This is a genomic window from Gryllotalpicola sp. CP2-P1 (genome assembly GCF_057512245.1).
This window is the reverse complement of the sequence record NZ_JBLRDT010000232.1, coordinates 1-3,673: the sequence shown is the minus strand read 5'-3', so window position 1 is coordinate 3,673 and position 3,673 is coordinate 1. Positions and strand designations below refer to the sequence as shown.

Annotated in this window: 4 protein-coding genes, 1 pseudogene and 1 riboswitch; of the genes and pseudogenes, 4 read left to right on the top strand and 1 reads right to left on the bottom strand. The window is 70.8% G+C overall.

The window, feature by feature from the left end:
- From ACM2XV_RS13345 to ACM2XV_RS13335, 3 genes are all read left to right on the top strand, one after another.
- Positions 1 to 1,069: HNH endonuclease signature motif containing protein (locus tag ACM2XV_RS13345; protein WP_487027282.1), on the top strand; the 1,069-nt coding region annotated here is incomplete at its 5' end.
- A gap of 25 nt (positions 1,070 to 1,094) precedes the next feature.
- Positions 1,095 to 1,739, top strand: coding sequence for a GNAT family N-acetyltransferase (locus ACM2XV_RS13340; protein WP_487027281.1), 645 nt, complete (start codon positions 1,095 to 1,097; stop codon positions 1,737 to 1,739).
- A complete protein-coding gene (locus tag ACM2XV_RS13335; protein ID WP_487027280.1) occupies positions 1,736 to 2,365 on the top strand; it encodes an HAD family hydrolase in 630 nt (209 codons plus the stop codon). The genes ACM2XV_RS13340 and ACM2XV_RS13335 overlap by 4 nt, the downstream gene beginning before the upstream one ends.
- A gap of 42 nt (positions 2,366 to 2,407) precedes the next feature.
- On the opposite strand, the gene pnuC is transcribed toward ACM2XV_RS13335, so the two are convergent.
- Positions 2,408 to 3,085 (bottom strand): nicotinamide riboside transporter PnuC, encoded by a 678-nt coding sequence (gene pnuC, locus ACM2XV_RS13330; RefSeq protein WP_344775252.1) that lies wholly within the window; start codon positions 3,083 to 3,085, stop codon positions 2,408 to 2,410.
- Between the two features lie 105 nt (positions 3,086 to 3,190).
- Positions 3,191 to 3,308: riboswitch (FMN riboswitch) on the top strand.
- 69 nt (positions 3,309 to 3,377) lie between these two features.
- Here pnuC and ACM2XV_RS13325 point away from each other — a divergent pair.
- A pseudogene (locus ACM2XV_RS13325) lies at positions 3,378 to 3,673 on the top strand (riboflavin biosynthesis protein RibD); the annotation flags it as partial.

Genomic DNA, 3,673 nt, shown 5'->3' with positions numbered 1-3,673 from the left:
CGGCACGCCTCGTGCGCCTGAGTTCGCCGAGGCGTGGCGCAGCGCCGTGCTTGAGCTGATCGGCGACTGCTGGGTCGGGCACTGGAACCCCGAGGACGTCGGGCGCGCCGCCAAGCGCATGCGCGGGTCGCTCGACTCAGCCCTGGCTGCCACCGAAGCGCAGAAGAGATACGAGCTGCGCTCGTTCAGACGCGTCGTGCGCGCCTCCGGAATGGCGCACTACGACATCGATCTCGATCCCGAATCCGACGCGCGCTTCTACGGGCCGATCAAACGTCTGCTGTCGCCCCGCTTCGGCGGCCCCCGGTTCACGAAGAGCGACGACATCGCCAGGGCCGAGGAGCTCGAACACGATGCGCGCACCAACGAGCAGCTCCAGGTCGACACGCTCGTCGACCTCGTCGACCGCGCCGTGGGACATGACAATGGCGACCTGTTCAGGTCTCACGAGCCGCAGGTCATGGTCGCCGTCACCACGGGCGATCTCGAGAAAGCCCGCGGAACCGAGGCAGCCGTCCGCCGCCACCTGACCGGCGACCACACCGCCTGCCCCGGCGCCGCGCACACCGGCGCCGCCTTCAGAATCAACCGCGCCGACTGCCCCGGCCCTGACCGTGGCATCGCGTGGATCGACGGCCGCGACGAACCCATCACCGCCGCCGACGCGCTGCGCATGCTGTGCGACCGCGGGTACACCCCGGCCCTCTTCGACGAGACCGGCCACGCCATCGACATCGGCAAAGACAAGCGCTACTTCACCCGGAATCAGCGCCGCGCGATCGCCAAGAGAGACGGCAGATGCCTTTACCCCGGCTGCGACCGCCCACCCGAAGACTGCGAGTACCACCACGTCAACCCCTGGGCGGCTCACCCCAGCCACCGCAAGTCCGAAGTCCGCGACGGCGTGCTCCTGTGCCGACGACACCACAAACTGCTGCACGACTTCGCCGCCCGCATCGAACGACGCGGTTCCGAGTACTGGCTCCACTGGCCCGGCAAAGTGGCGGCCCGACTGCACTCGAAATCCGGCGTTCAGGTGCAGCTGCACCTGAGCAGGAGGCAGACGTGATCGATGAGCGGATAGCGTGGAGCCGATGGAACCCGTTGTGCTGCGCAGCGAGAGGCTCGTGCTCTCGACGCCGGTGCTCGGCGACGCCGACCGCGTGTTCGAGTACTGCCAGGACCCGCTGTTCCTCGAATACCTCACGACGCCGTGGCCCTATCTCCGGAAGGACGCCGAGCACTTCCTCGGCACGATCGTGCCCACTGGCTGGGAGCTCGGCCGCGAGTTCATCTGGGCCCTGCGCGAGAGCGCCGACGGCCCGCTGCTCGGCGTCGTGGGCCTGCACCGCCGGCGGGCGACCGACCCCGAGTCGCTCGATGTGGGCTACTGGCTCGGCGCACCCCACCGCGGGCGCGGCCTGATGGCCGAAGCGGTGCGCACGGTCAGCGACTGGGCGCTCGAGGGCGGGGTGGCTGCCACGCTGCACTGGGAGTGCGCGATCGGCAACTATGCCTCCGCGCACACCGCGAAGGCCGCCGGCTTCCGCTTCACGGGCATCGGCCCGTCGCAGGTCGCGGCGCGCGACGGCTCACACCCCGATCACTGGCACGGCCGTCGCCGTGCCGGCGACGACGGGACGACCGCCTCCTACCTGGCATGGCCGACAGACGCCGAGCAGGCGACCGGCGAGCAGGCGACCGGCGAGCAGGCGACCGGCGAAGCGGCCGACGCATGACCGACGCGCAGACGCGCGGCCCCCGGGTCGTGCTCTTCGATCTCGACGGCACGCTGTTCGACCACCCCGGGGCGTTCCGGCGCGGCATCCTCGCGCACACGGCTGCGCTCGGCGCCCCGTATGACTCCGTCGGCGCCGACGACGCGGCCGCGCTCGACTGGTTCCGCGGCTATCACGACGAGTACCGCGCCGCGTGGGCCGCCTACGACGACGTCGACGAAACGCTCGACGCGCTCGAGGCCGCCCTGCCGGGCATCCGCTTCGGCATCATCACGAACGGCGTGCTCGCCCTGCAGGAACGCAAGATCGAGAAGATCGGCGCGACCGCCCGCATGGAGCACGTGATCGCCTCGGGCGAGCTCGGCGTCGCCAAGCCCGACCCGCGCATCTTCGCCCACGCCGTCGAGCTGTTCGGCGTGGCACCGAGCGAGGCGGTCTACGTCGGTGACCGCGTGCGCGTCGATGCGCTGGGCGCTGCGGCCGCCGGTCTCACCGGCATCTGGATCGACCGTGACGAGCGCGGCTGGGGCGCCTTCGAGGCGGATGCCGCGGCTTGGGGCATCCGCCGCATCGTGTCCCTCACCGAACTGCCCGGCGTGCTCGGCGTGGCGACCGCGCGCCGCTGACCTGACGCCACTGACCTGACGCCACCGATGTGACGTGCCAGCTCACGCCGAGGCGAGCAGCGCGGCCTCGCGGTTGATGCGGGCCCGTTCGCGCCACCAGACGAAGAAGCCGGTGAGCGTGAACGCTCCGTAGAAGACATACATCGCGGCCGACGCGTAATAGTGCGCGCTGAACAGCAGCGGCACGCCCACGATGTCGACCGCGACCCAGATGAGCCAGAACTCGACCCAGCCCTTGGCCATGCCGTACGTCGCGAGCAGCGAGCCGACGAAGATCCACGCATCGGACCACACGGGCTCATAGGAGCCGAGAGCGCGGAAGAGGGGCGTGAGCACCGCCGTGCCGCCCAGCATGCCCGCGACCAGCCCGAGGCGCACCGGCCACGAGGCCCACCGCGGTGTGACGGCGACCCGCTCGCCGCGCGTCGATTCCCGTCGCGTCCAGCGCACCCAGCCGTAGATCGACACGATGATGAACATCACCTGGCGGCCGGCCTGGCCGAGCAGATTCACGGGGTTCGGGGTGTCGAAGACCGCCCCGAGGAACACGGTGAACAGCAGCGCGTTGCCGACGATGCCGACGGGCCAGGCCCACACTTTGCGGCGCATGCCGCCGAGGGCGCTGAGCAGCCCGAACAGGTTGCCGATCACCTCGCGCCACAGCACCGTCTGGTCGCCGATGTGCAGTTGGGCGTCGAAGAGCCAGCGAACGAGATCCACGGTCGATGGTAACGAGCGGCGGCGTGTGCGCCATTCCCGGAAGTGGCGGCGGATGACATCGGCACGCTCAGGGAATAGGCGGCGCGGGTACGATGGTTGCGCAATACGTGCTCCGGGGTCGGTGAGAGTCCGAACCGGCGGTGATAGTCCGCGAGCCCCGCAGGGGGTTGAGCCGGTGGAATTCCGGTGCCGACGGTTAAAGTCCGGATGGGAGGAGACACGGCGCGCCGCGATGGCGCGCGGTTGTCGCGTCCGCGTCCCCCGAGCCGAGCGGAAGGCCCGAAGGAAACAGATGGACGAGCAGCGCATCGAAGCCGCCATGCGGCGCGCGCTCGAGCTCGCCGCCCTCGGGCCGGCGCATGGCATCAATCCGCGGGTCGGCTGCGTCGTCCTCTCCCCCGCCGGCGACGTGATCGCAGAGGGCTGGCACCGCGGCGCGGGCACTGCGCACGCCGAGGTGGATGCGCTCTCGAAGCTCGCCGGCGGCCGGGCACAGGGTGCCACCGCCGTCGTCACCCTCGAGCCGTGCAACCACACCGGCCGCACCGGCCCCTGCAGCGAGGCGCTCATCGCGGCGGGCGTCGCCCG

Coding starts and splice junctions, on each gene's coding strand:
- ACM2XV_RS13340 (WP_487027281.1), top strand. CDS start 1,095: ATGGAACCCGTTGTGCTGCGCAGCGAGAGGCTCGTGCTCTCGACGCCG.
- ACM2XV_RS13335 (WP_487027280.1), top strand. CDS start 1,736: ATGACCGACGCGCAGACGCGCGGCCCCCGGGTCGTGCTCTTCGATCTC.